This is a genomic window from Mycobacteroides chelonae CCUG 47445 (genome assembly GCF_001632805.1).
Taxonomy (GTDB): domain Bacteria; phylum Actinomycetota; class Actinomycetes; order Mycobacteriales; family Mycobacteriaceae; genus Mycobacterium; species Mycobacterium chelonae.
Genome location: NZ_CP007220.1, coordinates 2,733,876 through 2,757,331, shown reverse-complemented (window position 1 = coordinate 2,757,331; position 23,456 = coordinate 2,733,876). Strand labels below are relative to the sequence as shown.

Sequence of the window (23,456 nt, the reverse complement as noted above, 5' to 3'; positions counted from 1 at the left end):
ATCATCAGAGTGCCGGTCTTCCGCGCGCGCTGCGTCCACTGCGGCATCGCGACTATCGACTGCTGACTTTGGGCCTAGCGGTGACCCTGCTGGGCAATGGCATGTGGACGGTGGCGCTCGTCTGGCAGGTCATCCGAATGGGGCTCGGGCCGGCGCAGGTCGCCATCGTCGGCACCACCTTCAGTGTGGGTCTGCTGATCAGCGTGCTGCCCGCGGGTGTCGCCGCGGATCGACTGCCCAAGTTGTGGGTGATGCGGTGCTCGCTGGCCTTGCAGACGGTGCTGATGTTCACCACTGCGACGCTCGCGCTGACCGGTGCCGCCCATATCTGGCATCTGGCGCTCAACTCACTGTTGTTCGGGATCGCCGAGGGCTTCTACATCCCGGCCTACACCGCGTTGTTGCCGAGTTTGTTGCCCGCCGATGAGCTGTTGGCGGCCAACGGAATCGAAGGTGTGCTGCGGCCCGTGATGCAGCTCGCGGCCGGTCCCGCCGTCAGTGCCGCCATCGTCAGTGTGTGGTCACCCGGTGGGGCGTTCCTCTTGGAGGGTGCGCTGGTGGCGGCGGGTCTGGGCTGTCTGCTGCTGGTTCGGCACACCCACGAGCCGGTGGCCGTGCCCGACGTACGTCAGCACCCCGTGCGCCGTGCGCTGGCCGATTTGGCGGAGGGGTTCCGCTACATGGTGCGCACCACGTGGTTCTTCGCCACGCTGCTGTTCGCGATCGGTTATGTGCTGGTGGTCGTCGGGCCCATCGAGATTCTGCTTCCGTTCGTCATCCGGGACCACGGCGGAGACCCTGGCACACATGCCACGGTGCTGGCGTTGTTCGGTCTGGCCGGCGCCGCCGGGTCCTTCATCGTGTCGTCACTGCCCCTGGCCCGTCGGTACCTGACGGTGATGATCCTGATGTGGGGAGCGGGGTCCTTGCCGCTGCTGCTCATCGGGTTCACCGGACGTGTCTGGATGATCGCCCTCGCCATGATCATCGTGGGCGGCACTATGCAGGCGGCCAACGTCATCTGGGGCACTCTGATGCAGCGTCGCGTACCCGAGGAGATGCTCGGCCGCGCGGCGAGCATGGACTTCTTCGTGTCCCTCGTCGGCCTGCCCGCCTCGTTCGCACTCGTGGTTCCGGTCGCGCACATCATCGGCAACACCACGGTGTTCGTCATCGCTGGCGTGGCGCCGCTGGTGTTGGCGGTCATCGCCCACATCCTCGCGCGACTGGGCCGGGACGAAATGGCTCACCCCCTGGGCTAATGTGAGTGCCGATAACGGGTACACCACAGATCAAACAGACAAAGAGGGAGCGCTACGTGACTGTCCGGGTAGGCGTAAACGGGTTTGGCCGGATCGGCCGGAACTTCTTTCGGGCACTGGACGCGCAGAAGGCTCAAGGGATCAACACCGACATCGAGATTGTCGCGGTCAACGACCTGACCGATAACGCCACCCTGGCCCACCTGCTGAAATTCGACTCCATTCTGGGGCGGCTGCCGTACGACGTCAGCCTGGAGGGCGACGACACCATCGTGGTCGGCGACCACAAGATCAAGGCCCTCGAGGTGCGCGAAGGCCCGGCGGCGCTGCCGTGGGGCGACCTGGGCGTCGACGTTGTCGTCGAATCGACCGGCATCTTCACCAAGCGTGAGAAGGCGCAGGGCCACCTGGACGCCGGTGCCAAGAAGGTCATCATCTCCGCGCCCGCCAGCGATGAGGACATCACCATCGTGCTGGGCGTCAACGACGACAAGTACGACGGCAGCCAGAACATCATCTCCAACGCCTCGTGCACCACGAACTGCCTCGGACCGCTGGCCAAGGTGCTCAACGACGAGTTCGGCATCGTCAAGGGCCTGATGACCACCATCCACGCCTACACCCAGGACCAGAACCTGCAGGATGGCCCGCACAGCGACCTGCGCCGTGCCCGCGCCGCCGCGCTGAACATCGTGCCGACCTCGACCGGTGCCGCCAAGGCCATCGGCCTGGTGCTGCCCGAGCTCAAGGGCAAGCTCGACGGTTACGCCCTGCGTGTGCCGATCCCCACCGGCTCGGCGACCGACCTCACCGTGGAGCTCGCCAAGGCCGCTAGCGCCGACGAGATCAACGCCGCCATGAAGGCCGCCGCGGAGGGCAAGCTCAAGGGCATCCTGAAGTACTACGACGCGCCGATCGTGTCCTCGGACATCGTCACCGACCCGCACAGCTCGATCTTCGACGCGGGATTGACCAAGGTGATCGACAACCAGGCCAAGGTGGTCTCCTGGTACGACAACGAGTGGGGCTACTCGAACCGCCTCGTCGACCTGGTCGGCCTGGTCGGCAAGTCGCTGTAACGATGGCGATCAAGTCCCTCAACGACCTGCTGGCCGAGGGAGTTTCGGGCAAGGGCGTGCTGGTCCGGTCGGACCTGAACGTCCCGCTCGACGACAATCTCAACATCACCGACCCCGGTCGCATCGTGGCCTCGGTCCCGACCATCCGCGCGCTCGCGGGTGCCGGGGCCAAGGTCATCGTCACCGCGCACCTCGGCCGCCCGGACGGTGCGCCGGACCCCAAGCTGTCCCTGGCTCCGGTCGGTGCGGCGCTCGGTGAACTGCTGGGGCAGCACGTGCAGGTGGCCGGCGACGTTGTCGGGACCGATGCGCTGGCGCGCGCCGAAGGCCTGACCGACGGTGACGTGCTGCTGCTGGAGAACATCCGGTTCGACCCGCGTGAGACCAGTAAGGATGACGCGCAGCGACGAGCGCTCGCCCAGGAGCTCGCCGAATTGGTGGGCGGCCCAACGGGCACCGACGGTGCGTTCGTCTCCGATGGATTCGGTGTGGTGCATCGCAAGCAGGCCTCCGTCTACGACGTGGCGACACTGCTGCCGCATTACGCGGGTGGTCTGGTGGCCGCCGAGGTGGAAGTTCTCCGGGTGCTCACGGCCAGCACCGAGCGTCCGTATGCGGTGGTGCTTGGCGGGTCCAAGGTCTCCGACAAGCTGGCAGTCATCGAATCGTTGGCCACCAAGGCCGACAGCCTGGTGATTGGTGGCGGGATGTGCTTCACCTTCCTGGCCGCGCAGGGGTTGCCGGTGGGCAAGTCGCTGGTGCAGCCGGAGATGGTCGATACGTGCAAGCGGCTGCTGGATACGTATGCCGACGTGATTCACCTGCCGATGGACATCGTGGCAGCGGACGAGTTCGCCGCCGATTCGCCCTCGGAAATCGTTGCCGCAGACGCTATCCCGGACGGCAAGATGGGTCTGGACATCGGGCCCGAGTCGGTGAAGCGGTTCACGGCCGTGCTGTCGAACGCCAAGACCATCTTCTGGAATGGTCCGATGGGTGTCTTCGAGTTCCCGGCTTTCGCCGCGGGTACTCGGGGTGTGGCCGAGGCGATCATCGCGGCCACCGAGAAGGGTGCGTTCAGCGTGGTCGGAGGCGGTGACTCGGCGGCCGCGGTGCGTGCGCTGGACTTGCCGGACGACGGCTTCTCGCACATCTCCACCGGTGGTGGCGCATCCCTGGAATACCTTGAGGGCAAGACGCTTCCGGGTATCGACGTTCTCGAAAGCTAGAGGAGCATCGCATGTCGCGTAAGCCGTTGATCGCCGGCAACTGGAAGATGAACCTCAATCACTTCGAGGCCATCGCCCTGGTGCAGAAGATCGCGTTCTCGTTGCCGGACAAGTATTTCGACAAGGTGGATGTGACGGTCATTCCGCCGTTCACCGACATCCGCAGCGTGCAAACTCTGGTCGACGGGGACAAGCTGCGGTTGACCTATGGCGCACAGGACCTGTCGGTGCACGACTCGGGTGCCTACACCGGCGAGATCAGCGGCGCCTTCCTGGCCAAACTGGGCGTCACGTACGTCGTGGTCGGGCATTCCGAGCGTCGTCAGTACCACGCCGAGGACGATGCGCTGGTCGCCGCCAAGGCGGCCGCGGCCCTCAAACACGGTCTGACGCCGATCGTCTGCATCGGAGAAGCCCTGGACATCCGCGAAGCGGGCGACCACGTGCAATACAACGTGGACTCGTTACGGGGGTCGCTGGCCGGGCTTACCGCCGAGCAGGTCGAGAAGGTCGTCATCGCCTACGAGCCGGTGTGGGCGATCGGCACCGGCCGGGTGGCCAGCGCCGCCGACGCTCAGGAAGTGTGTGCGGCGATCCGGGCCGAGTTGGCGCAGATCGCCAACGCCGACGTGGCGGCGTCCGTGCGAGTGCTCTATGGCGGCTCGGCCAATGCCAAGAACGTGGGCGAATTGGTTGCGCAGGAAGATGTGGACGGCGCCCTGGTGGGCGGCGCCTCGCTGGATGGCGAGCAGTTCGCCCAGATGTCGGCGATCGCGGCGGGCGGGCCGCTGCTCTAACTCAGTTCTGCGGCAGGTTCTGTAGGTGCGCGCCACGCGCCAGCACGCCGTCCAGAATGGTGAGGAAGGTCGGCAGATTCGCGGTGATGTTCGCCGTGGTTTTGTTGACTTCTTCCGAAGTCGTTTCGTACCAATCGATTCCGGGTGAGCCGTCTGCAGCGGTATCGAGTGTTTCCATGGCTTTGAGCCATGCGTCGAGCTGCCCCAGGACCACAGCGTAGGGCGCCGCCCGGGTGAGGATGATCTCCCTGTCGGTGGGCTCCAAGTCCTCCATGCTGAGCTCACCCAAGTAGCGGCGCAGCGCGGCCACATGCGCTACCAGTAGCCGGCCACGAGCCGTTCGCACCGGAAGTAGCATTCCGGCCAGTGCGAAGACGGCTCCTACGCCGCATACCGCCACACCGATCATGGCGCTGCCGAAGCTCAGCGCCAGGGCGGCCGTGATCATGAGACCGCCGAGTAACACGCCGATCCCGTAACGGGTCAGGGAGCCAACGTGTTCTGGCGAACGGCGGAACCACCGATTGCGCTGGGCGTCGGCATACATCGTGTCGGAGATGCCGGCAAGATCCAGCCGGGAATCCGGTGTCTGGAAGCTGGATACGAAGACCGTCTCGGTGCCTTGGGGGAGCAGGATATTCAGCAGCTGGGTCTCGTAGGTGGTCAGTAGGCCATCCATCGGAGCGCGATGGGATATCTGCCAATCGAGCTGTGCACCGGGGCCGTCTGTTTCGGCGATCCAGAGGTATCCGCGCACCGCGAGGTCGACGATCGTCGCGGTGAGGTCCACGGCGTCGACACGCAGATCGACAACGGTGCCAACCTGTCCCGGTAGGACACCGTCCGGTGCTGCGAATCGTGCCCCCTTGTCATCGTGCACGAGGGGATCGGCCAAGGCGATGGCCATTTCGGCGGCCCGTGCATCACGACGGCGCGCGGTAATCACCCAGCAGGCTAGGGCGATCGCAGTGCCACCGAGCCCTGTGAGCGCGGTGATCGACGACCTCGTCAGCGCGAACGGCCCCGGCGCCCCGGGGATTGTGGTGAAGGTGGCGCTGGCCGGGACCGTGCCGGCCGGCAGCATGACGCTGAAGACGACGACAGAATCCGGTGGGAGTTCGTTCTGCTGAAGCCGGATTACCCCGGTGTGATCGACCTGCGCTGAGGTACAACGTATTTGAAAACCTGGCGCGCCGACAGAGCATTCGGGAGAGCTGGGTTTGGTGCTCGGGGACACGAACGAGGCCGTGACGTTTCGCAGTCCCGAGTCCCATCCGGAGGCTACGGGCCACAGCACCTGTTGCCGATCACCGATGTCGGTGACAGCGCCGCGCACCGTGTAGCTGATCGTGGCCGGGCCGTGAGCGACGGCGGTCAACGCGTTACCGTCCGAGATAGCCTGGGCGGCACCGGTAGTGGCTATCTGGTCGACTTCGAAATGCTGTACCCGATTGCCTTCGACGGCCGTGTCGAGCAGCAGGCGACGTTGCAGCACTTGGTCCTTGGCGGGCGTGATGGTTTCGGTGATGTGCAGCGTGCCGTCCTCGGCCAGATTCATGGCGACCGCCACGGTGCCGGCGGGATCGTCTGCGCGCGCAGGCGTCGCCGCGACCAGCCATCCGGTACCGAGCGTTAAACAGATCAACAGCCGCAACACCGCCCCGCGAATCATCTCTCCCACGGCGGTAACCCTAGGTCAGGGTCGATATGCTGGCGCGCATTCACCGAAGGTGTTCAGGGGGCGGACCACATGGGGCAGCAGCCGTACTACCAATCCAGGCCGGTGCCCGGCTGGGGTACACCACTACCGCCGCCCGCGCAGGCTCCGATGGCGCCACCTCCACGTGGATGGCGTCCACCGCCCGTTGCGCCATTGCCGGGACACCCTGCGCCTCAACCGCGGCCCGCCTACCCAGTGCCACCGGTACGTCCGGTGTATCTGCCGCCCGCCGGATACGGACCGCGGCCGCGTACGCACGGTGGGTCTCACACCGGCCTGATCGTCGCCGGCGTAGTTTGCGCTCTGGTTGTCGCTTTCGTGCTGGGCACGGTGGCGGTATGGGCACTGCGGCCGAATAGAGACCGTTCGGTGCGAGCCACAACCACGTGGCAGTACCCGTCGACCACAGTTCGCAGTACCACCGTGTGGACCGCATCGTCGACGAGGCCCACCACGGCACCGGCGCCCCCGCCGCCTCCTGGCCCCAAGCCGGTGTACGCGCTCGGCAACAATCCGTTATTTCGGAATCAGGACGCGGGATTCACGAATGCGCCCTGCTCCACGAGCACATGGCCGTTCGACATCCCGCACGCCGACGCCTTCTACCGCGACCTTCGCGGGTGCATGGATCCGGAGTGGCGGCGGCTGCTTGACGGGCACAGCCTGCCGTGGTCGTCGCCGGGTTTGGTAGTGGCGGGAGACTATGTGGATTCGCCCTGTGGAGGTGAATATTTCGGAAGGGAGAGGGCCGCCTTTTACTGCCCCTCGAACAACACCATCTACATGTCGATCGTGGGTGTGCCGCCGGGCAGGTATGGGAATCATGACGGTATCTACCTGGCCGTTTACGCCCACGAGTATGGGCACCATGCGCAGGAGCTCAGCGGGATGTGGGATGAGTACTGGCGCCAGCGCCGCGCTGCCGGAGTCGATTCACCGCTGGGACTTGAGCTGTCCCGACGACTGGAACTGCAGGCCCAGTGCTTCTCAGGAATGTTCCTTGGCTCCCGACGTGGTGGCACCATCACCCAGCAGGAACTCGACCTGGCCTGGAACGATCAGGATCGCGGAGATGGGCAACAGCCGCAGCGTGACCACGGTTCCAACCAGCACGCCGAGGCATGGTGGCGGCATGGTTCGCTCAAGAATCGACTGTGGGAATGTAATACCTGGCTGGCTGATAGTTCCGAAGTGAGCTGACCGGAGTCCCTGCGCAGATGAGCGGAACCGAGCCGGTACGCTTACCTCCATGGAATTGGCGTTGCAGATCATCCTGGTGATCACGAGCTTGCTCGTGGTCTTGCTGGTGCTGTTGCACCGTGCGAAGGGCGGTGGTCTGTCCACGCTGTTCGGTGGTGGCGTGCAGTCGAGCCTCTCCGGTTCAACCGTGGTGGAGAAGAACCTGGACCGGCTCACCTACTTCGTCACGGCTATTTGGGTGATCTCGATCATCGGCGTCGGGCTGGAGATCAAGCTCGGCGGATAACGGAACGACGTTTTACCGGCAGCGGACTACTCCACAGGTAGTCCGCTGTTTTGTCTCTGCGGTAGATATTCTCGCTGGTAGTTGATGTTTCATCTATTTGCCGAGAAATTTCTTCAAAATTCATGGAACCGATTCATGTCCTCGGACCATCAATCTCTATGTATGGCACTGAAGTCGACGAGTGCCATCAGCGGTCGGTGGACCGGGGACGCGGAGGGGACGTTCCCGTTTCACCGGCCGTACCCCCCCCAGGAAAGGAGCCCCTCGACATGTCGGAGTGCCGTGGTGACCCCCGCCAATGGATCCGTGAGTATCAGGATCGCCTGGAGGTTCTTGGGCAGCGCGCCCAGTACGTGCAGCAGACCGTGGGCCTGGTTCGCGGACACGCCAAGGATGATGTCGGAGTCGCGGTGACCGTTGGGTCGGGCGGCCGCATCGAGGCGCTGGATCTCGATGAGTCGACACTGTCGATGGACGCGCGAGATCTGTCGGCAATCATCACCAGGACTATCGCCGCGGCACAGGTCAATGCGGCCAGCCAGATCCACAGCACGTTGCATGACCTCACCGGTGATGGACCGGCCATGGACTACGTCAAGGGCTACCTGGACGGGGGGCACCTTGGGGAGGGTGAACATCTGGGACCGTCCTCATGAGCAATGAGCCGGGCGGGACCTTCCACTTTGACCGCGATGTGGTGTTGCACGAGGCGGCGAACCTGGAGAGCGCCGGGGAGTCGGTGCGGTTCTTGCTCGAGCACCACGGCGAGGGGCTCGGCGATCAGGACCTGGGGTCTGTGTCGTCGGATTTCGTGATGTCGGTGCGGGGAAGCATCGATGAGCTGTCCGACGCGGTCCGCACGCTGGGCGATGTCATTGTGGAGACGGGACAGCGCCTGCACGATCAAGCTCGGCAGATCGCCGAGGCGGAGGATCAGACTGTCGCCGCGATGACGAAGATTGGTGAAGGGTTCGGTGGACACCCTTGATGCCGAGCTGAAACCGCTCACTCGCCTCTATGACGCCGGATTGGGCTTCCTGGTCGAGCATGTGCAGTTCCTCGAAGAACCACTCGATGCAATGCGGGGTGACCCCGTCGCGGCGTCCGCCGAAGCCACGTTCTGGCGCTATTGCATTGCCGATATCACCAATGTGCAACAGGAACTGTCGGCGGTGCTCAGTGGGCTGGGCGATGGTCACAGCGGCGCGGCGGCAACAGGATTCGGTGAGGCGGCAGGTGCTCTCGATGACGCTTTGCAGGAGCTGCGCCTCGTCGCAGCGAATGTCAATCAGCGCATCAACGTCGTGACGGATCTGGTCACGCATACCCGGAGCATGCTCGGGCAATGGGTGGAAGGGTATGTGGACGACGTCATTACCGAGTTCACGGCGGCTCGGGCGGCCTCGCCCATCACGCAGGGTGGCAGCGTGGCGACCACGATCGCCTCCGCCGTGGCCGATGCCTCCGAGCTTGGAAACAAGATGGGCCGCACGCTATCGCAGCTCTTGGACCGTCTTGACGAGCATGCGGCAGCGATCCGGGATGCGGTGGCGGAGTTCGCGATCAATGTTCAGCGTCTGAAAACGCCCGCGCCGGGACCCTCCGTCGCGCCCTCGCCGGGTGCGCCAGCTCAGCTGTCTGCGCCGGCACCGGCCCAGACGGCGCATGGCCTGTCCGTAGACCCGGACGCGCTCTTCGCCGCCGGACAGGGCAACGAGAGCTAGACCGCCACGCACAGGGTGTAGGTAAGGATTGCGAAGACAACGATGATCCAAGTACCGCACAGTGTTTGAAGCCACCGCGGTGCGCGGTTGATCTCCATGTAGGAGGCGATGATGAGTACTGCCTTCACCGCAGTCAGCGACAGCACGATCAGTATCACCGCCTTCGAGGGCCGTACCGGGGAACTCTCGGACCACGAGAGCACGGTGCAGACCGTCAGCGCCAGCCAGGTAGGCAGTGCGGTACGACCCACGCGCGTGTGCAGCGAAGAAATGGTCATCGGCTTGCTCACTATCTAAATCAGGTAGATCAATGCGAACAGCACGACCCAGAGGACGTCCACCATGTGCCAGTACACGCCGATGCCTTCGAGGAGCGCTACGCCGTAGCGGCGTGTGGCGGTGGGACGCATTGAGCGGGCGGCAGCACTCAGGCCGAGCAGTCCCACCAGCACGTGCAGCAGGTGAATTCCAGTGAAAACGAAGTAGTACATGAAGAACTCACCCGCGACGGTATGAGAGCCCGCAGCCAGATGGCGACTGTATTCAACTGCCTTCAGCACCACGAACATCGAGCCGAATCCGATGGCGGCCAGATAGTAGCCCTGGGCGCGAGCCCATTGTTTCCAGCGGGCATGGGTAAGTGCGGCTACCACCGCAGCGGAACTCGTTATCAGGGTGAGGGTTTCGGCCAGCCCGAGTGGCTGTGACATGCTCGCGCGGCCGAGCTCGAACATAGCGGGGTTTCGGGAGTAGTTCCATCCCCAGATCGCGAAGAAGACGCCGAAGACCGTGAGATCCCCCATGATGAAGATCCACAGCTCTGCTTCGCCCGGTACGTGTCCTTTGGTGCGGGTCCGGTGCGTGGGCACCCGCACACCGGCCTCGAGGCTCACGAAAAGTGCGCCTTTGTAAGAGTATTGGAGGATTCGGATTCGGCGATGAGCGTGCGTACGGCTGGTACGAGGATCGCCGGTGAGACCGCGAAGTAGACGATGAAAAGAATTGCGGGGATCCAGAACCCCACGACACCGTTCCATGCGAACGGACCCGAATGGAAGAAGAACACCAGGAGCTCGGGCAGGTAGAGGATCGCGATCCACAGGTTCAGGTATCCGAACCAGCGCGGGATCAACGGGTCGTGACGGGGGCTCAGTACGAGTATGGCGTAGGCGCTCAGTATCCATACCATCAAGAACATGGGGATACCCCCGATGAATTGGAGAAATCCGTAATCGCTCGCGTACTGCACAAGCGCAGGGTCGCGCTCGGTCCGAAACGCCGCCACGGCGAACGAAAACGGTGTGTAGAAGTTCATCACCAGATACGTCGCCAGGGTCAGGCCCATCATGACGGTGACCAGGCCGGCGTGGCGCTCGATCCTCCGGGCAATCAGGACCAATAGTGCCGAAACTGGGAACAGGGCAAATGTCGAGCACATCATGAGTACCGCTGCGAGCATGAGCCAGACATGTCGGCGCTCGAACTGGCCGGCTACCGCCGCGGGGTCGGCCGAAGGTGGAATTGGTGGCATGAAGTGTGCCACCAGCATCCAGCCGGTGCCGAATATCAGCAGGTAAAGCAGCCCTGACCACGCGCTGGCGCGCTCTAACGTCCGGTCGTGCATGCGTCGAACTCCTCACCGTGTAGCCCGCCGTGTGCGGCTATCGCTCAGGACCCTGTTGGTCGAAAGGTCTGTGGCCGCGATGCGGTGTGGGTATGTCAGCGAATTGACCGATCGTTAACATATGCCCGAAGCGTGGAGGAGGTCAATACCCTGTGGGAAGTTGCCGCCGCATCGAATCTGAGCGCGTCGGTACGTGGAGTCGGTTCGTCGGGGGCGTCGGCGGATCTGGCGCTCGGTAAAACGCGAAGCGGCAATCTGTTTCGGCCCTGAATCAAGGCCGAATGAGGATCGCCTAGTTCAGCTGGCTCGCGGCGGCTTCGTCGAGCAGCCACACGGTACGTTCGGTGCCCTTGGCGCCTGCCGCGGGCACATCGATCGGATCGGCCCCTCCGATCGCCGCCGCGACGGCTTCGGCTTTGGCTTCGCCGGAGACGATCAACCACACCTCGCGTGAACGCTGAATAGCGGGCAGCGTCAACGTGATCCGCTGCGGTGGGGGCTTGGGGGAGTCGGGCACCGCAACCACCAGTCGGTGTGTTTCCTTGACGGCATCGGTATGCGGGAACAGTGAATTGATATGCCCCTCGCCGCCCATGCCCAGCAGGTGGACGTCGAAGGCCGGGCAGTCCTGGCCGGGCTCGGCATTGGCCGCCAGCAGCTGCTCGTAGGCGAGTGCGGCCGCGTCCAGGTCGGTGCCGTACTCGCTTTCGCTGTTGGGCATCGCGTGCATGTTGCGCAGCGGGAAGTCGACATGCTCAAGCAGTGCCTCCCAGGCCTGCCAGGCATTACGTTCCGGATCGGTCTTCGGGACGTACCGGTCGTCGCCCCAGAACACGTGGACGTTGGCCCAGTCGAGATCGCTGGCCACCTCGCGCAGATGCTTGAGCAGGGCGATGCCGGTACCGCCCCCGGTGAGCACGATCAGCGCCTTGCCGCGTTCGGCGAGGGCACCGGCGATTGCCGATGCCAGCCGGTCGCCTGCTGCGGTCACCAAAGTATCGGTATCCGCGTACTTTTCGATGATTGTTTCACTCATAGGTATTGCACCTTCGCGATTCCCTCAAGCGCCGTGCGGTAGATCTCATCGGGATCGAGGCGGCGCAAATCCTCGGCCAGGCAATCTCGTGTCTCTCTGCGCGGCAACGGAAGTGATGCTGTCGGGCGCCCGGTGCGGGCCAAGGTCGCGATGGCCCCGGTCTGCGGCCGGCTCAGGGTGACGACCTCGCTGTCCCGGTGCAGTTCCACCTTGAGCTCGCCGACCAGCCGGGTGACGGGTCCTTCGATACGTGACGCGAGCCAGCCCGCGGTGACATCGAGCGCGGGTTCGGTGGCGAGCCCGGACACCACTGCCGAGTTGATGCCCTCGTACGGTGGCTGATCCAGGGCCGAGGCCAGCAGCGCACGCCAGTAGGTGATCCGGCTCCATGACAGGTCGGTGTCGCCGGGGGTGTATCCGGCGAGCCGGTTCTTGATGGCGTTCAAGGGGTCTGGTGCCGTCGTCGCATCGGTGATGCGGCGGATCGCTAGACGTCCCAGCGGATCTTTCGCGGGAATGGCGGGCGCCTGGTTGGGCCACCACGCCACCACCGGGGTATCGGGCAACAGGAACGGGATCACGACACTGTGCTCGTGGGCGGCGAGAGGGCCGCGCAGCCGCAATACGACGACCTCGCCGGTCCCGGCGTCACCCCCGACCCGGATCTGGGCATTGAGCCCGGTGGTGGGGGCCAGCGGATTGCGCTCCAGCACGATGATGCGGCACGGATGCTCGTGGCTGGCGCCGTTGGCAGCCTCGATGACCTCTTCGACGTCATCGCCGGCGTCGGTGATGACAACCAGGGTCAGGACGCGCGCCATGGTGACAGCACCACCGGTTTCGCGCAGCTCCACCAGCTTTTTGTTGACGTCGTTGGTGGTGGTGTCGGGCAGATCGATGATCATGGTCGCCTCCAGTCACGTCCCGTACGGGCCAGCATGTCGAACGCCGACTGGGGGCCCCAGGTGCCGGATTCGTAGGTCTCGGGTTTTCCTTCCGACGCCCAGAAGTCCAGGGCGGGATCCAAGATCCGCCACGACAACTCGACTTCGGCGTTCACCGGGAACAGCGAGGGCTCGCCCAACAGCACGTCGAGAATCAATCGCTCGTACGCCTCGGGCGATTCCTCGGTGAAGGCCTGCTCATACGAGAAGTCCATGTTGACGTCTCGTACCTCCATCGCGGTGCCCGGAACCTTCGATCCGAAGCGCAGCGTGACGCCCTCATCGGGCTGCACCCGAATCACCAGCGCATTGGCGCCAAGTTCCTCGGTCATCGTGGAGTCGAAGGGCAGATGTGGTGCCCGTTTGAACACCAGGGCGATCTCGGTGACCCGGCGGCCGAGGCGTTTACCGGTGCGCAGATAGAACGGGACCCCTGCCCAGCGGCGGCTGTCGACCTCCAGGGTGATCGCGGCGAAAGTCTCGGTGGTCGAGGTCTTGGAGAAGCCTTCCTCCTCCAGCAGACCGGGCACCTGCTGGCTGCCCTGCCACCCGGGCCCGTATTGGCCGCGGGCAGTGGTTTCGGCGAGCGGCTCGGCCAGCCGAGTGGCCGAGAGCACCTTGATCTTCTCGGCCTGCAGCTCGGCGGGGGAGAAGTTGATGGGCTCTTCCATCGCGGTGAATGCCAGCAGTTGCAGCAGGTGATTCTGGATGACATCGCGTGCTGCCCCGATGCCGTCGTAATAGCCTGCGCGGCCGCCCAATCCGATGTCCTCGGCCATGGTGATCTGCACATGGTCCACGAAGTGGGCGTTCCAGATCGGGTCGAACAACTGGTTAGCGAACCGCAGCGCCAGGATGTTCTGCACCGTCTCCTTGCCGAGGTAATGATCGATCCGGAAGACCGATTCCTCGGGGAACACCTCATTGACCACGGCATTCAGCTCGCGGGCGCTCTGCAGATCGTGGCCGAAGGGTTTTTCGATCACGACGCGGCGCCATGCGCCGTCCACGGGCTGCGCGAGTCTGGACTTGGACAGCTGCTCGCACACCGTGGGGAATGCCTTCGGCGGAATCGACAGGTAGAAGGCGTGATTGCCGCCGGTGCCGCGTTCCTCGTCGAGCGTCTGCAGGGTCTTCTTGAGCTGCTCGAAGGCCTCGTCATCATCGAAACTGCCCTGCACGAAACGGATTCCTTCGGCAAGACGGTCCCAGACGTGCTGACGGAACGGGGTGCGTGAGTGTTCCTTCACGGCATCGAGCACGATCTGGCCGAAGTCCTCGTTGGCCCAGTCCCGGCGGGCGAACCCGACCAACGCGAAGCTCGGTGGCAGCAGCCCGCGATTGGCCAGGTCATAGATGGCCGGCATCAACTTCTTGCGGGCCAGATCGCCGGTGACCCCGAAGATCACCAGCGAGCAGGGTCCCGCGATGCGTGGAAGACGCTTATCGCGCTTGTCCCGCAACGGGTTTGTCGCCGATGAGCCGTTCGCGCGAAGAATGTCAGTCATGGATGAGCCTTTCGTGTGAAGACCGTCATCCACGCTCACTCCTTGGTGGATACCGCGTCGAGTTGGGCTTGGGTGGCGTCGATGAGCTCGTTCCAGGCGACCTCGAACTTGTCGACGCCCTCGGTCTCGAGCACCTCGAACACGTCGTCCAGATCGATGCCGGCGCGACTGAGCTCATGGAAGACCGCGTGCGCGCCGTCATATGTTCCGTGAATGGTGTTGCCGGTGACGATGCCGTGATCGGCAACGGCCTCCAACGTCTTCTCGGGCATGGTGTTGACGGTGTGCGGAGCCACCAGGTCCACCACGTAGAGGGTGTCGTCGTAGTCGGGGTTCTTGACTCCGGTCGAGGCCCACAGCGGACGCTGCACGCGCGCACCGGCCTTCTTGAGCTCGGCGAACCTGTGACCGTGATCGAAGACCTTCTCGTAGGCCTGGTAGGCGAGGCGGGCATTGGCGACCCCGGCCCGGCCCCGCAGGGACAGTGCCTGACCGTTGCCGATGTCCTCGAGGCGTTTGTCGATCTCGGTGTCTACCCGGGAGACGAAGAACGAGGCCACCGAGTGGATCTTGGAGAGGTCGCGTCCGGCTTCCTTGGCGGCCTCCAGACCGGCCAGGTAGGCATCCATCACTTCCTTGTGGCGTTCCACCGAGAAGATCAGGGTGACGTTGACCGAGATGCCTTCGGCGATGACCGCCGAGATCGCGGGCAGACCGGCCTTGGTGGCTGGGATCTTGATCAACAGGTTGGGCCGATCGACGATCTTCCACAGCTCGATCGCCTGCAGGATGGTCTTGTCGGTGTCGTGTGCCAGGCGCGGGTCCACCTCGATGGACACTCGGCCGTCGACGCCCTCGGAGGCTTCGTACTGCGGAGCCAACACGTCGCAGGCGGCGCGCACGTCATCGGTGGTGGCGGTGCGGATTGCCGAGTCGACATCGGCCCCCCGCTCGGCCAGCTCGGCGATCTGCGCGTCGTAGGCATGCCCCTTGGACAGGGCGGCCTGGAAGATCGCAGGGTTGGTGGTCACCCCGACGATGCTTCTGGTCGCGATCAACTCGGCGAGGTTGCCCGAGTTGAGTCGGTCCCGGGAGAGATCGTCGAGCCAGACGGCGACTCCGGCTTCGCTCAGTTCGGCGAGATTAGCGTTCTGATCAGATGTGCTCATGGGATTCATCCCTTCCTGATTCGGGGTTATTGAGCTGCTGCGATGGACCTTTCGGCGGCCGCAGCCACTGCATCCGGGGTGAAGCCGAACTCACGGAACAAGGTCTTGTCGTCAGCGGAAGCTCCGAAGTGCTCCAGTGAGACGATTTGACCGGCGTCGCCGACGAACTTGTACCAGCCTTGCGCGATGCCGGCTTCCACGGACACCCGGGCACGCACCGACGGCGGCAGCACGCTGTCGCGGTATTCCTGGGGCTGGGACTCGAACCATTCCACACAGGGGAACGACACCACCGAGGCCGCAATTCCCTTGGCGGCAAGAATCTTCTTGGCCTCGACGGCGAGCTGCAGTTCCGAGCCCGTGCCGATGAGGATCACATCGGGCTGGCCATCGGCTGCCTCCAGCACGTAGCCGCCCTTGGCCACACCCTCGCGGCTGGTGCCTTCCAGGATCGGTACACCTTGGCGGGTGAGCGCCAAACCGACTGGGCCGGTGCTGGATTGACGCTCCAGGACTGTCGCCCAGGCGTAGGCGGTTTCGTTCGCGTCACCGGGGCGCACCACCGAAAGGTTGGGGATGGCGCGCAGGGCGGCCAGGTGCTCCACCGGCTGGTGGGTGGGGCCATCCTCGCCGAGACCGATCGAGTCGTGTGTCCACACGTAGATCGGGTCGATGTTCATCAATGCCGCCAGGCGCACCGCGGGCCGCATGTAGTCGGCGAACTGCAGGAACGTTCCGCCGTACGCGCGGGTGGGGCCATGCAGCACGATGCCGGACAGGATCGATCCCATCGCATGCTCGCGGATGCCGAAATGCAGTGTGCGGCCGTATGGTTGGGCATTCCAGTCCGATGTCGCGATGGACGTTGGGCCGAAGGAATCGGCGCCCTTAATGGTGGTGTTGTTGCTGCCCGCGAGGTCCGCGGAGCCACCCCACAGCTCGGGAAGCTTGGCGCCGAGCGCCGACAGGGTGTCGCCGGACGCGGCACGAGTAGCCACGCCCTTGGAGCCGGGCTCCCAGGACGGCAGGTCGGCGTCCCAGCCCTCGGGCAGGGTGCGCGCCTCCAGTCGGTCCAGCAGTGCCTTGCGCTCGGGCTCGCGGGCGGCCCAGGCGTCAAAATCCTTGTCCCACTCCGCATGTGCTTGCTTGCCGCGCTGCACCAGCTCGCGGGTGTGGGCGATGACCTCTGGGGCCACGTCGAAGGATTTCTCCGGATCGAAGCCCAGAATCTTCTTGGTGGCGGCCACCTCGTCAGCCCCCAGCGCCGAGCCGTGCACGCCGCCGGTGTTCATCTTGGTGGGAGCGGGGTAGCCGATGATCGTGCGCAGCGCGATGAACGACGGGCGGTCGGTGACCGCACGGGCGTTGGCCAGTGCTTCCTCGATGCCGGTGACGTTCTCACCACTGATGACGGTCTGTACATGCCAGCCGTACGCCTCGTAGCGCGCGGGGGTGTCCTCGCTCAGTGCGATCTTGGTGTCGTGCTCGATGGAGATCTCGTTGTCGTCCCAGATGACGATGAGGTTCCCGAGCTGTTGGGTACCGGCCAAGGAGGACGCTTCCGAGGTCACGCCCTCTTCGATGTCGCCGTCGGAGGCGATGACGTAGATGAAGTGGTCGAACGGGCTGGTGCCGGGCGCGGCGTCGGGGTCGAACAAGCCGCGCTCGTACCGAGAGGCCATCGCCATGCCAACCGCCGAGGCCAGGCCCTGGCCGAGCGGCCCGGTGGTGATCTCGACACCCTTGGTGTGGTGGTACTCGGGGTGACCGGGGGTCAATGAGCCCCAGGTACGCAGTGCCTCGATATCGGAGAGTTCCAGGCCGAATCCGCCCAAGTACAGCTGCAGGTACAGGGTCAGGCTGCTGTGCCCACAGGACAGCACGAATCGGTCGCGCCCGATCCAGGAGGGGTCGCTGGGATCGTGGCGCAGCTGACGCTGGAAGAGCGTGTATGCCACGGGTGCCAGGCTCATCGCGGTGCCGGGGTGGCCATTGCCGACCTTCTGCACGGCATCGGCGGCCAGCACCCGCGCGGTGTCTACCGCACGCGAGTCCAGGTCTGTCCAGTCATCCGGGTGGTTGGCCCGGGTGAGGGTTGGGATATCGGTCGGGATCTCGTCGATCGCGGTCACGGGCCCATCGTAGTGCCGCCGATTTCGCGCCGCTGCCTCACGGCCGGGTCACGCCTCGTGGGCAATGTGATAGTCCGGTGGCGGACAACCTCTGTTCACTTCCAGGGGCCGACCTTGGTTGTCGACGCGCGACCCTGGCGGTCTACCATCGTCTGTAGTAGAGCGCTCAGTGCCGCGGGTCGGCTGGCTCACCGGATTAATTACCCAGGAGGATCAGCGCGGTGCGGATGCGAGAGACGCAAGGCGCGCGTGCTCGCGGCCCGTTCCTTTCGACAATCCTCGCCTACGTGGCGCTGACCAAGCCCAGGGTCATCGAGCTGCTGCTGGTCACCACGATCCCCGCGATGCTGCTGGCCGACCGCGGTCACGTGAATCCGCTGTTGATCCTGAACACGCTGCTCGGCGGCATCATGGCCGCGGCCAGCGCCAACACGCTGAACTGCGTGGCCGATGCCGATATCGACAAGGTCATGAAGCGCACCGCGCGGCGGCCGCTGGCGACATCGACGGTCACCACGCGCAACGCCCTGGTCTTCGGGATCGTGCTCGGCGTGGGGGCCTTCGCCTGGCTGTGGTGGACCGCCAACCTGCTGTCCGGCGTGCTCGCCGTCGCCACCATCGCCTTCTACGTGTTCATCTACACACTGGTGCTCAAGCGCCGCACCGCGCAGAACGTGGTGTGGGGCGGGGCGGCCGGATGCATGCCGGTGATGATCGGGTGGTCGGCGGTCACCGGCACCATTGCCTGGCCGGCGGTGGTGATGTTCCTGATCATCTTCTTCTGGACTCCGCCGCACACCTGGGCGCTGGCCATGCGCTACAAGGAGGATTACCGGGCAGCGGGGGTCCCGATGCTGCCCGTGATCGCCACCGAGGAGAAGGTCACCCGGCTGATTCTCATCTACACCTGGCTGACGGTGCTGGCCACGCTGGCACTCGCGCTGGCCGCGGGTGTCATCTACGCCGTGGTCGCGTTCCTGGCCGGGGTGTGGTTCCTGGCGATGGCGCACCAGCTGTACTCGGGTGTGCGCAAGGGGCAGCCGATCAAGCCGCTGCGGTTGTTCCTGCAGTCCAACAACTACCTGGCCGTGGTGTTCTGCGCCCTGGCGGTCGACTCGGTGGTCGGCTGGCCGCTGTTGTTCAGCAATGGGCTGCTAGGGCACTAGGACGACCGACCCGGTGGTCTTGCGTGCCTCCAGGTCGATGTGGGCCTGGGCGGCCTGCTCCAGCGGATAGCTGGCTCCGACGGTGATCTTCAATGTCCCGCGCGACACCAGGTCCAGGACATCATCGGCGCGCCAGGCGAATTCTGCCGGGGTGCGGATGAAATGCCCCATGGTCGGTCGGGTTAGCACTGCCGACTTCGCGGTGAGGCGCTGCGGGTCGAAGGGCGGCACCTGGCCACTGGCCGCGCCGTACAGAGCGATCAGGCCACGCACCCGGACTGCCGCCAGGCTTGCCTCGAAGGTCGACTTGCCGACGCCGTCGTAGGCGACCGCGACACCCTCACCCGAGGTCAGCTCGAGGATCTTCTCGGCGAATTCCGCCGGATCTGTGGGATCCGGGTAGGGCAGCACCTCGGCGGCACCGGCCTCGCGGGACAGTTTCTCCTTGGCCGCGCTCGACACGGTCGTGATGACCCTGACCCCGCGATGGGACGCCCATTGGGTCAGCAGCAAGCCCATTCCGCCGGCTCCGGCGTGCACCAGCACGGTGTCACCGGCGGCGACGGGGTATACCGAGGTGAGCAGGTAATGGGCGGTGATGCCTTGAAGCAGGGCGCTCGCGGCAACCTCCGAAGACAGGCCCGCGGGCACTTTTGCGGTGTAATCGGCTGGTGCGGTGGTCGATTCGGCATATCCCCAGGCGGCCACGGGGCTGGCGACCCGGTCGCCAGGGGCAAGGTTTTCCACACCCTCACCCACCGCGCTTACCACTCCGGTGACCTCGGATCCCGGAATGTGGGGGAGCGGGGCGGCGTAGCTGCCGTTACGCAGATAGATATCGCGGAAGTTGACCCCCACCGCGTCGACGTCGATGAGTACCTCGCCGGGGCCCGGTGTCGGAGCTGTCTTTTCGACGAGGGTGAGCACTTCGGGTCCGCCGGTCACCGGCACTTCGATGGCGCGCATGGGTACCAGTATCCAGGCACGTACGCTCTATACATGACCGATGAAGCCCAGCCCGCCGACAAGCAGCGGAAGGTGTCCGTTCCGTCGACCGTGCATCGCGCACTGACGGCGTTCGTGAAGGCGCATCACATGCCCACCAAGGCGGTGCTGCAGCCCATCGGGCAGGCGGGTGTTCGCATCACCCTGGTCGGCGCCGACGGAATCCTCGGCGATCAGGTGGTCACCGACCTGGCGACCGCGCACGCCGCCGTGGAGGCCGTCGAAGGCATCGAGGCCGTTGAGGAATGGGACCGCGAGCTGGTCAGTACCGCCACCCCGGCACCGGGTCACGCCAAGAAGATGGCCGGGTGGGTCGCCCGGACGTAAGGCTGGGACGGCCGGATATCTTCCATCCGCGCATCGTTCTGGCCGGTTGTCCTCAGCTCGTCTCCGGTGACGGTGACGACGCCGAACTTGTTGCTGCACTGCGTGTTCGTGACCTACACGCGCGTTGGCTGTCCTGGGATGACCCGGAGACCGCGCAAGCCGATCTGGTGATCCTGCGCGCTACCTGGGACTACCCCGAACGTCTTGATGAGTTCCTGCGATGGGCCGGGTCGATGCGCAACCTGCTCAACCCACTGCCGGTGGTGCGCTGGAACACCGACAAGCGTTACCTGAATGATCTTGCCGCAGCGGGTATTCGGACAGTGCCGAGCACCTTCTTCGCACCCGATGAGCCCGTCGTGCTGCCCGACGGCGAACTGGTGATCAAGCCCGCGGTGGCCGGTGGCTCGCGCGGCGCGGGGCGTTTCACGTGCCCGGAAGCCGCCCGTGATCATGCCGAGGCGCTGCAGGACGAGGGCCGCACCGTTCTCATCCAGCCCTACGACCCGCGTGTCGATGTGCACGGCGAAACAGCGTTGGTGTTCCTCAACGGCGAACCGTCCCATGCGTTTACCAAGGGCGCGCTACTACCTCCGCCGGGTGCTGCCGCCGAGGTCGACGAGTCGGGCCTGTTCCACTCCGAGCGGTTGGCACCGGTGAAACCGTCCTCGGCGCTGTGGAAGTTCGGCGCTTCGGCATTGGCTGCCGCGGCCACCAAATCCGGCATCGCCATGGCCGAGCTGCTGTATGCGCGTGTCGACGTGATCGGTGGAGTGCATGATGACGACCCGCAGCTGTTGGAGCTGGAATTGGTAGAGCCGTCTCTGGGCTGGCGTCAGCTGGAGACCGAAGAGCGCGATCTAGCGCAACGAAAGTTCGTGATCGGTGTGGACGAGGCGTTAGAGCGTTTGGGCCTTGGCCCGCTGGGGCAGCACCGACGCGGCTAGCGCCGGGGTGGTCAGCGCCGCCCAGAGAGCGGCGGTGGCCGCGGTGCACGCTGCCGCACCTGCGACGTGGACGGCGACGAGCACGGCAGGCACGCCGGTGTAGAACTGCACCACACCCACGAATCCCTGTGCCAGGGTGAGTGCCAGCAATACCGTGAAGCGCACCCAGATAGGCCGGGTCACGCCGACGGCCGCGAGCCCGAATCCCAGCCCCACCAGCAGCGCCAGGTAGGCGATGAGCAGTGTGCCGTGCAGATGCACCAGCGTGGTGATCTCCACCTGTAGCCGGGGCACTACCCGGGTGACGCTTTTGTCGCCGGCATGTGGGCCTGCTCCGGTCACCAGCGTTCCGGCCACCAGGACGGCGGCCAAGGTCACGCCGATCAGCGCGGTCAGGCGGCGCAGCGGTGCGGGCGGCGGCGGCACCATCGGGAAGTCGGAGACGACATCGGGCTCACCGATTTTCACGTAGAGCAGCGTGGCCAACCACACCATGCCCATCGACACCAGCAGGTGGATCGCAACCGTCCACCACAGCAGGCCGGTCAGTACGGTGATGCCACCGATGACGGCCTGTAGCACGGTCGAGGCCGGCATCAGCCACGCGTACACGAGCACCTCGTGGCGGCGGCGCGCACGTGTCACCGCAAGGACGGCCAACGCGGCGGTGATCACCACCAGGAAACTGATCATCCGGTTGCCGAATTCGACGGCCTGGTGGATGCGGGGCACTTCGGCGACGGCGACCGGGGTGAAACTTCCGGGGAAGCACTGCGGCCAGGTGGGGCATCCCAGGCCCGAGGCGGTGACGCGAACTACGGCGCCGGTCACGGCGATGCCGCCCTGGGTCAGCACGACCGCCGCGGCGATGAGTCGCTGCGCGCGCAGGCTCGGCATCGGCAGCAGATCGACCACCCGCAAAAACGCCCGATATAACACCCGATGAGTCTATGCCACTGCCAACTACGCGTTGTAGTAGCGGATGTCCTACGTTCGGACCCCTACTGTGGCGGCTCGATGGGCAGCGTTGGTCCGCCGTATGGGGTGGGGATGCTGAAACGTCCCGTGGGCGTCCGATCTGTGGTTATCCCGAGATCGGCCCCGGCGCGAGTCAATGGGCAACAGTGCGGAAATGGACCGGTTAGCCGAGTTTGCGGCTGATTCGCGGAAGTATGTAGTTGGCGTACGAGTACTTGCCGGTGATCTTGCCGCGCGCGTCAAAGTGGAAGACATCCAAGCCTTCCCACCCGAAACGGGGGAGGACAGCCGCCGCCAGGCGGGTCGCCAAACCCAGCAGCGGTACCGGGGACCGGCGCGCACGGATGTCGTGGTGGCAGGTCCACCGAATGGTCGCTTTGCGTGCGGACTGATCGATCAGTCGGTCGTGCTCATCGAATGTCATCGCGCCATAGGCGCCCCGGAACTGCGGTTCGAATTCACGACGAATGGCGGTGAGACCCACGTGGCGGGACCCATCGCCCGGCAGGTACTCGGCGTCCTCGGCGAAGTGCTGCATGACCACGTCCAGATCGTTGGTGTTGAACGCAGCCACGAAGCGATCCAGAGCTGCCGCGATATCAGCCATAAGGGGAGAGTACGGGTCTTTGCTAGTACTCGTCGTGCAAGCGCCACCACTGATAGGGCGGCGTCTGCGGCCAGCCGTCGGGGGAGTCTTCCCAATCTTCTTGACGACCATAGGGTGTGAGGTCGAGCAGCGTGAAGTCCAGGCGCATCTTGTCGCCGCCCCGGCCCGTGCTGAAGTAGGTCTGATACACGGTGCCGTCGTCGCGTAGAAACACGCTGATGCCGAATCCGCTCCCAGCGCCGCAATCCTCGGCGAAGGTCGTGTCGCGGGACGACACGAACGGGAACGACCACTGCATGCGGTGCTTGAAGGCGTCGATCTGTGCATACGGCATCGTGGACGCCACCGCGAAGGTGGTACCGCGGGCGTTCAGATGCTCGTGCCTGCCGATGTTGTCGCATACCGAGGCGCACCCGGAGCAGAAGTTGTCGGCACCGTTGTCCATGAACTGGTACACGATGAGCTGGTCGCGCCCGTCGAACAGATCCGGTAGTGACAGCTCGCCGCCGGGGCCGGTGAACGTGTAACCGCCGGGCATCGCGACCATCGGCATCCGGCGACGCCGAGCGGCCAGATCATCGAGGGCTCGCGTTGCGGCCTTCTCGTGGACCAACAACTCGGCGCTCGCTTCGAGCCACTTGTTACGGGAGACAATCGGGGGCAGAGGCTTGGCATGGGACATACGGGTATAGACCGGTGGTAAGCCCCGATCTCAT

Annotated in this window: 25 protein-coding genes; 12 read left to right on the top strand and 13 right to left on the bottom strand. The window is 64.9% G+C overall.

Features of this window, described 5'->3' with window-relative positions; genetic code table 11:
• The first annotated feature begins 38 nt into the window (after positions 1-38).
• The 4 genes from BB28_RS13560 to tpiA are packed head-to-tail and all read left to right on the top strand — an operon-like array spanning position 39 to position 4,367.
• Positions 39-1,262 carry an MFS transporter gene (locus BB28_RS13560; protein WP_046255817.1) on the top strand — a complete coding sequence of 408 codons (1,224 nt, stop codon included), beginning with the start codon at positions 39-41 and terminating at the stop codon, positions 1,260-1,262.
• Positions 1,263-1,318: 56 nt separating this feature from the next.
• Complete coding sequence (gap, locus tag BB28_RS13555; protein ID WP_030093498.1) at positions 1,319-2,341, top strand: type I glyceraldehyde-3-phosphate dehydrogenase; 1,023 nt, start codon at positions 1,319-1,321, stop codon at positions 2,339-2,341.
• Between the two features lie 2 nt (positions 2,342-2,343).
• Positions 2,344-3,570, top strand: coding sequence for a phosphoglycerate kinase (locus BB28_RS13550; RefSeq protein WP_046253866.1), 1,227 nt, complete (start codon positions 2,344-2,346; stop codon positions 3,568-3,570).
• 11 nt (positions 3,571-3,581) lie between these two features.
• Positions 3,582-4,367: a triose-phosphate isomerase gene (gene tpiA, locus BB28_RS13545; protein WP_046253865.1), complete on the top strand. Its 786-nt coding sequence runs from the start codon at positions 3,582-3,584 to the stop codon at positions 4,365-4,367.
• Position 4,368: 1 nt separating this feature from the next.
• Here tpiA and BB28_RS13540 read toward each other — a convergent pair whose 3' ends face one another.
• Complete coding sequence (locus BB28_RS13540; protein WP_046253864.1) at positions 4,369-6,039, bottom strand: DUF2207 domain-containing protein; 1,671 nt, start codon at positions 6,037-6,039, stop codon at positions 4,369-4,371.
• Positions 6,040-6,117: 78 nt separating this feature from the next.
• On the opposite strand from BB28_RS13540, the gene BB28_RS13535 reads away from it, so the two are divergent.
• The 5 genes from BB28_RS13535 to BB28_RS13515 all read left to right on the top strand — a co-directional run bounded on the left by BB28_RS13535 (position 6,118) and on the right by BB28_RS13515 (position 9,297).
• On the top strand, positions 6,118-7,287 hold the full coding sequence (locus BB28_RS13535) for a neutral zinc metallopeptidase (protein WP_046253863.1): 1,170 nt from the start codon (positions 6,118-6,120) through the stop codon (positions 7,285-7,287).
• A gap of 49 nt (positions 7,288-7,336) precedes the next feature.
• The gene (secG, locus tag BB28_RS13530; protein WP_030093493.1) at positions 7,337-7,573 is read left to right on the top strand and encodes a preprotein translocase subunit SecG; all 237 of its coding nucleotides are present in this window, start codon (positions 7,337-7,339) and stop codon (positions 7,571-7,573) included.
• A gap of 269 nt (positions 7,574-7,842) precedes the next feature.
• On the top strand, positions 7,843-8,229 hold the full coding sequence (locus tag BB28_RS13525; protein ID WP_046253862.1) for a hypothetical protein: 387 nt from the start codon (positions 7,843-7,845) through the stop codon (positions 8,227-8,229).
• The gene (locus tag BB28_RS13520) at positions 8,226-8,561 is read left to right on the top strand and encodes a hypothetical protein (RefSeq protein ID WP_046253861.1); all 336 of its coding nucleotides are present in this window, start codon (positions 8,226-8,228) and stop codon (positions 8,559-8,561) included. The genes BB28_RS13525 and BB28_RS13520 overlap by 4 nt, the downstream gene beginning before the upstream one ends.
• Complete coding sequence (locus BB28_RS13515) at positions 8,548-9,297, top strand: hypothetical protein (RefSeq protein WP_046253860.1); 750 nt, start codon at positions 8,548-8,550, stop codon at positions 9,295-9,297. Before BB28_RS13520 ends, BB28_RS13515 begins: the two co-directional genes overlap by 14 nt.
• Here the strand turns inward: BB28_RS13515 and BB28_RS13510 are convergent.
• From BB28_RS13510 to tkt, 8 genes are all read right to left on the bottom strand, one after another.
• Positions 9,294-9,575 (bottom strand): cytochrome C oxidase subunit IV family protein, encoded by a 282-nt coding sequence (locus BB28_RS13510; RefSeq protein ID WP_046253859.1) that lies wholly within the window; start codon positions 9,573-9,575, stop codon positions 9,294-9,296. The two genes, BB28_RS13515 and BB28_RS13510, sit on opposite strands and share 4 nt — an antisense overlap.
• Before the next feature lie 15 nt (positions 9,576-9,590).
• Positions 9,591-10,100 (bottom strand): cytochrome c oxidase subunit 3, encoded by a 510-nt coding sequence (locus BB28_RS13505; RefSeq protein WP_081252391.1) that lies wholly within the window; start codon positions 10,098-10,100, stop codon positions 9,591-9,593.
• 86 nt (positions 10,101-10,186) lie between these two features.
• Positions 10,187-10,756: a hypothetical protein gene (locus BB28_RS13500; protein WP_046255816.1), complete on the bottom strand. Its 570-nt coding sequence runs from the start codon at positions 10,754-10,756 to the stop codon at positions 10,187-10,189.
• A 457-nt stretch (positions 10,757-11,213) separates the two neighbouring features.
• The gene (gene pgl / locus BB28_RS13495; RefSeq protein ID WP_046253857.1) at positions 11,214-11,957 is read right to left on the bottom strand and encodes a 6-phosphogluconolactonase; all 744 of its coding nucleotides are present in this window, start codon (positions 11,955-11,957) and stop codon (positions 11,214-11,216) included.
• Positions 11,954-12,862 carry a glucose-6-phosphate dehydrogenase assembly protein OpcA gene (opcA, locus tag BB28_RS13490; protein ID WP_030093488.1) on the bottom strand — a complete coding sequence of 303 codons (909 nt, stop codon included), beginning with the start codon at positions 12,860-12,862 and terminating at the stop codon, positions 11,954-11,956. The genes pgl and opcA overlap by 4 nt, the downstream gene beginning before the upstream one ends.
• Positions 12,859-14,409, bottom strand: coding sequence for a glucose-6-phosphate dehydrogenase (gene zwf / locus BB28_RS13485; protein ID WP_030093487.1), 1,551 nt, complete (start codon positions 14,407-14,409; stop codon positions 12,859-12,861). The genes opcA and zwf overlap by 4 nt, the downstream gene beginning before the upstream one ends.
• Before the next feature lie 35 nt (positions 14,410-14,444).
• Positions 14,445-15,578, bottom strand: coding sequence for a transaldolase (gene tal / locus BB28_RS13480; protein ID WP_030093486.1), 1,134 nt, complete (start codon positions 15,576-15,578; stop codon positions 14,445-14,447).
• 26 nt (positions 15,579-15,604) lie between these two features.
• Positions 15,605-17,710 carry a transketolase gene (gene tkt, locus BB28_RS13475; RefSeq protein WP_046253856.1) on the bottom strand — a complete coding sequence of 702 codons (2,106 nt, stop codon included), beginning with the start codon at positions 17,708-17,710 and terminating at the stop codon, positions 15,605-15,607.
• A 227-nt stretch (positions 17,711-17,937) separates the two neighbouring features.
• Here tkt and BB28_RS13470 point away from each other — a divergent pair, with 227 nt between their 5' ends.
• Complete coding sequence (locus BB28_RS13470; protein WP_046253855.1) at positions 17,938-18,876, top strand: heme o synthase; 939 nt, start codon at positions 17,938-17,940, stop codon at positions 18,874-18,876.
• Here BB28_RS13470 and BB28_RS13465 read toward each other — a convergent pair.
• Entirely contained in the window at positions 18,865-19,842 is a 978-nt protein-coding gene (locus BB28_RS13465; protein ID WP_046253854.1) for a quinone oxidoreductase family protein, read from the bottom strand. The two genes, BB28_RS13470 and BB28_RS13465, sit on opposite strands and share 12 nt — an antisense overlap.
• 33 nt (positions 19,843-19,875) lie before the next feature.
• Here BB28_RS13465 and BB28_RS13460 point away from each other — a divergent pair, with 33 nt between their 5' ends.
• Positions 19,876-20,208: a hypothetical protein gene (locus BB28_RS13460; protein WP_030093482.1), complete on the top strand. Its 333-nt coding sequence runs from the start codon at positions 19,876-19,878 to the stop codon at positions 20,206-20,208.
• The gene (locus BB28_RS13455; RefSeq protein ID WP_046253853.1) at positions 20,190-21,155 is read left to right on the top strand and encodes an ATP-grasp domain-containing protein; all 966 of its coding nucleotides are present in this window, start codon (positions 20,190-20,192) and stop codon (positions 21,153-21,155) included. Before BB28_RS13460 ends, BB28_RS13455 begins: the two co-directional genes overlap by 19 nt.
• Here BB28_RS13455 and BB28_RS13450 read toward each other — a convergent pair.
• The 3 genes from BB28_RS13450 to BB28_RS13440 all read right to left on the bottom strand — a co-directional run bounded on the left by BB28_RS13450 (position 21,108) and on the right by BB28_RS13440 (position 23,422).
• Positions 21,108-22,094: a COX15/CtaA family protein gene (locus tag BB28_RS13450; RefSeq protein WP_064393508.1), complete on the bottom strand. Its 987-nt coding sequence runs from the start codon at positions 22,092-22,094 to the stop codon at positions 21,108-21,110. The two genes, BB28_RS13455 and BB28_RS13450, sit on opposite strands and share 48 nt — an antisense overlap.
• Before the next feature lie 202 nt (positions 22,095-22,296).
• Positions 22,297-22,740, bottom strand: a complete 444-nt coding sequence (locus BB28_RS13445) for a YybH family protein (RefSeq protein WP_046253852.1) — start codon at positions 22,738-22,740, stop codon at positions 22,297-22,299.
• A gap of 22 nt (positions 22,741-22,762) precedes the next feature.
• A complete protein-coding gene (locus BB28_RS13440) occupies positions 22,763-23,422 on the bottom strand; it encodes a DUF899 domain-containing protein (RefSeq protein ID WP_046253851.1) in 660 nt (219 codons plus the stop codon).
• Between the last annotated feature and the right edge of the window lie 34 nt (positions 23,423-23,456).

Coding starts and splice junctions, on each gene's coding strand:
- BB28_RS13550 (WP_046253866.1), top strand. CDS start 2,344: ATGGCGATCAAGTCCCTCAACGACCTGCTGGCCGAGGGAGTTTCGGGC.
- tpiA (WP_046253865.1), top strand. CDS start 3,582: ATGTCGCGTAAGCCGTTGATCGCCGGCAACTGGAAGATGAACCTCAAT.
- BB28_RS13540 (WP_046253864.1), bottom strand. CDS start 6,039: ATGATTCGCGGGGCGGTGTTGCGGCTGTTGATCTGTTTAACGCTCGGT.
- BB28_RS13535 (WP_046253863.1), top strand. CDS start 6,118: ATGGGGCAGCAGCCGTACTACCAATCCAGGCCGGTGCCCGGCTGGGGT.
- secG (WP_030093493.1), top strand. CDS start 7,337: ATGGAATTGGCGTTGCAGATCATCCTGGTGATCACGAGCTTGCTCGTG.
- BB28_RS13525 (WP_046253862.1), top strand. CDS start 7,843: ATGTCGGAGTGCCGTGGTGACCCCCGCCAATGGATCCGTGAGTATCAG.
- BB28_RS13520 (WP_046253861.1), top strand. CDS start 8,226: ATGAGCAATGAGCCGGGCGGGACCTTCCACTTTGACCGCGATGTGGTG.
- BB28_RS13510 (WP_046253859.1), bottom strand. CDS start 9,575: ATGACCATTTCTTCGCTGCACACGCGCGTGGGTCGTACCGCACTGCCT.
- BB28_RS13505 (WP_081252391.1), bottom strand. CDS start 10,100: ATGGGGGATCTCACGGTCTTCGGCGTCTTCTTCGCGATCTGGGGATGG.
- BB28_RS13500 (WP_046255816.1), bottom strand. CDS start 10,756: ATGCTCGCAGCGGTACTCATGATGTGCTCGACATTTGCCCTGTTCCCA.
- pgl (WP_046253857.1), bottom strand. CDS start 11,957: ATGAGTGAAACAATCATCGAAAAGTACGCGGATACCGATACTTTGGTG.
- opcA (WP_030093488.1), bottom strand. CDS start 12,862: ATGATCATCGATCTGCCCGACACCACCACCAACGACGTCAACAAAAAG.
- zwf (WP_030093487.1), bottom strand. CDS start 14,409: ATGACTGACATTCTTCGCGCGAACGGCTCATCGGCGACAAACCCGTTG.
- tal (WP_030093486.1), bottom strand. CDS start 15,578: ATGAGCACATCTGATCAGAACGCTAATCTCGCCGAACTGAGCGAAGCC.
- BB28_RS13470 (WP_046253855.1), top strand. CDS start 17,938: ATGCGAGAGACGCAAGGCGCGCGTGCTCGCGGCCCGTTCCTTTCGACA.
- BB28_RS13465 (WP_046253854.1), bottom strand. CDS start 19,842: ATGCGCGCCATCGAAGTGCCGGTGACCGGCGGACCCGAAGTGCTCACC.
- BB28_RS13460 (WP_030093482.1), top strand. CDS start 19,876: ATGACCGATGAAGCCCAGCCCGCCGACAAGCAGCGGAAGGTGTCCGTT.
- BB28_RS13445 (WP_046253852.1), bottom strand. CDS start 22,740: ATGGCTGATATCGCGGCAGCTCTGGATCGCTTCGTGGCTGCGTTCAAC.
- BB28_RS13440 (WP_046253851.1), bottom strand. CDS start 23,422: ATGTCCCATGCCAAGCCTCTGCCCCCGATTGTCTCCCGTAACAAGTGG.